Raw genomic sequence first — 3,193 nt, forward strand, 5'->3', positions numbered from 1 at the left:
GAACTTGGGCTTTATGTTGAGTACCTTAAAAAAGAGATGGAAAATTTCTTTTCCGATTTGAATTTRCAGCTCGATGATTACAGTGCGCAATTACAGGCATCAAATGCTAAGCGGACTAAATACTTTGCTAAATTTTGTAATCAATTAATGGAGGGAGTCGGCTACTACCATAAAATGTTAGGTATGTCCGATTTAAAATGCAAGCTTTGGGATGGTGATCAAGTTAAGAAACTTGATGATATCATTAATAAACTGGTGCTGCTAAAGATATAGGTAACAAAGTTACTTACAATATACCAAGCCCCTCGCTTATTTCATAAAGCGTGCTTAAACTAAAACAATAGGTTCCGCTTAACCACTTATTAATTACTGATTTATCTTTCCCCATTATCATTGCAAATTCTTCCACAGACATCTGGCGTAAGCTCAACACATTCTTAATGGCTTTGGCTAGCTTGATAGAACGGACCTGTTCTTTGTATTCTTCCAGGTCTATGCTTACTCTTAAGAAGCGAGACTTTGTATGTCTGCGGTGGTTTCTCATAGTTGTATTTTATACTTAAGCGTATCTCAGTTATGGTACCAAATAAAAAAACAACTATAAAACAGCCTTTTTTTCTATTTAAAAGGCGGAAGCTTAGTTTCTGCCAATTGCTTTTGTGAAGAGTTATGAGGCAAATGAACAACTATTTGCGAAAAAAATTACCATATGCAAACGGACAGTTATGCAGCTGGACTGCTGCCAGTTAAGATAAAATACAACTCAACTTCATTGCCTACAATACGCTGTTGCAATTGACTCCCATTTGCCTTCATGTACTCCCGGCATAGTTGCAACCCAAGACCAGTTCCAGATTCATTAGCGGTGCCAATTGTATGCATCTGGCGTTTATCATCTTCCCCGCTCTCTATGGCATTTTTTGCAGCAATTGGATTTAAAACCACATTATGAACTGCAACTCTCAATCCCTTAGCTTGCCGTACAAGGTTTATAGATATCTTATTGTCCTCAGGTGAAAATTTAACAGCATTATCAATTAAATTTCTTAAAACAAGTCTCACTTGATTCTCATCGGCATATACGGTACTTTCATCATTTGCATTAAGCTCTAAAGTAATATTCTTCGACAGTGCAATTGGTTCATATACCAACATTAAAACCTCAGAAAGCTTTTTGAGATCAAATTCTGTAAATTGCACACTTACCTGCTTCATTTGATCTTTTGCCCAAAATAATAGATTATCAAGTGTAAGCCTCATCTGGTCTATATTTTTTCGGTTTGCGTTAAGCAACATTTTCAGTTCCTCAAAATTCAACATTCCCATATCCTTCAGTGAAAATATGCTTATCAAGCTATTAAATGGAGTTCTTAAATCGTGAGCAATAATTGAAAACAACTTATCCTTCACCCTATTCGATGATTCAAGCTCAACTATAGTTTCACTTAATTTTATGGTCCGTTCTTCAACTACATATTCAAGCCTTTGATTCTGGGTTTGTACAAGCTTCATAAGACTTTCTCTCGCCTCGCGTTCGTTGTTAATCAATATGCTGTAGCGGTCTCCTAACGCGAATGCCAGCAATAGCATTTCGATGGTTGTAGCAATTGGAAAAATCTGAAAAGTATAATCCCTTAATTCCAGTACACCGAATAGGTTTAAGTTCACAAGAATCACACCTGTTACCCTAAAAAGCCATGCAATAATATAAAACTTAGCAGGCCTGTGTCCTTTTCTCAATGACATTATTCCTGCTATCGCTAAGCCTACTGAAATGAAAAGCGCAGTATATTGTATCATAGAGGCCGCTACGCTTTTATACCCCAATAAGCTTACAGTCATCAAGGCAAATCCAAAACCCATCATGATATAATAAACTGGTTTTATACGAGGAATTAATACTTGCAGATTCAGGAATTTCCATGAAAACAAGATGCCCGACATTGATGACAATGCCAAAAAGAAATGGGGATATTTATATATTGTTGTTCTGAAATCGTAACCGAACAAATAACCATAGCCTCTTAAATACAATACTAAATAAACAAAGCCAGCAAGAAGGTACAGCCCATAAAAGAGGTACATTTTTTCGTGCAAACTGATGTATAAGAAAATATTAAACAGAAATAATGTTATCAGTACCCCAATGTAAATTGATTCGATGTGTTCTTTAAAAGAAGAACCTGCGATGTAAGCCTCATGTGTTGCAAGTTTAATAGGCACCAGCATAAAATTATTTGTTTTAACCCGAAGATAGACTTCGTTTAAATCTTCAGCACCGGCTGTTTCGGGTAAAGAAAATATATAATTATTATTCGCAATAACACCTTTAGTTTCCTTACTAAGGCTACCAGAATTTATTACCTGCAGGTTACCATTACTGCCAATGATATAACAATCGACAAACTCAAGATTTGGCACATCAACTACAAGAAAGCTCCCTGAACCGGTATTGTTTTGATAAACTATCTTTATCCAAAAGGCGGATTTACTGTTACCAAAATTAAGTATACTTTCTTTGGATGATTTAAATTTACCTGCCCGATACAGGTCTTTAACATCTTTAAAGTTAAGTTTGCCTGTTGCATCTTCAAGATAGACTAATTTCTTACCAATATTAGTATAATCCTGTTGGTCAAGTTTAATTACATATTCTGTCGCATTCGAAGATAATGAAAGGGATAATAACAGGATTACAGTAAAAAATCGCATGAAGGGTTGGTTATTAGCCGCTAAATTATTTCAACATTCAGATGTAAAGAGRAATTCAAGAAAAAAGAAACAGTTAACAACTGTTAATTTTGCGACTTAAGTCCAGATATGCCGGTTACTGGCTCTTCTTCTTTATTTTTCCCCTTTTTTCCCTTCTTTTTCTTATTGTCTCCGTTTAAACGCTCCTCTTGTAACTTATCAAATTCAGCTATCTGATTCCCTTTTAAAATATTTTTAATATTATCATTTGTTTCATTTTGAAACTTATAAAATCTGGTTACATCTTCTTCCTTAGATGAGCCCGCCTGTTGCTTTTTCACAAGTTCCAGTTGCTGGCGATACATGTCAAATACGTAATTATATATCACACTTTTCTGAGTTGGACTCAGTTCTAACCTTTCATTCAGCTCATCTATATTTTTAACAGTCAATTCTTGAGCAGTTGGAATCTTTTTTTGTGCGTTTGCGAATGTATTAACAC

Annotated in this window: 3 protein-coding genes and 1 pseudogene; 1 reads left to right on the forward strand and 3 read right to left on the reverse strand. The window is 35.2% G+C overall.

Going from position 1 to position 3,193, the window contains the following annotated elements; genetic code table 11:
* Nucleotides 1-273: pseudogene (locus tag AC1DG9_RS25445) on the forward strand (hypothetical protein); the annotation flags it as partial.
* Between the two features lie 13 nt (nt 274-286).
* On the opposite strand, the gene AC1DG9_RS25450 reads toward AC1DG9_RS25445, so the two are convergent.
* The 3 genes from AC1DG9_RS25450 to AC1DG9_RS25460 form a co-directional block, all read right to left on the reverse strand.
* Nucleotides 287-544, reverse strand: coding sequence for a helix-turn-helix domain-containing protein (locus tag AC1DG9_RS25450; RefSeq protein ID WP_172662617.1), 258 nt, complete (start codon nt 542-544; stop codon nt 287-289).
* A 179-nt stretch (nt 545-723) separates the two neighbouring features.
* A complete protein-coding gene (locus AC1DG9_RS25455) occupies nt 724-2,712 on the reverse strand; it encodes a sensor histidine kinase (RefSeq protein ID WP_337715989.1) in 1,989 nt (662 codons plus the stop codon).
* An 83-nt stretch (nt 2,713-2,795) separates the two neighbouring features.
* On the reverse strand, nt 2,796-3,193 hold a 398-nt coding region (locus AC1DG9_RS25460; RefSeq protein WP_477635503.1), incomplete at its 5' end, for a hypothetical protein.

Source organism: Pedobacter sp. 05L430, from assembly GCF_056397585.1.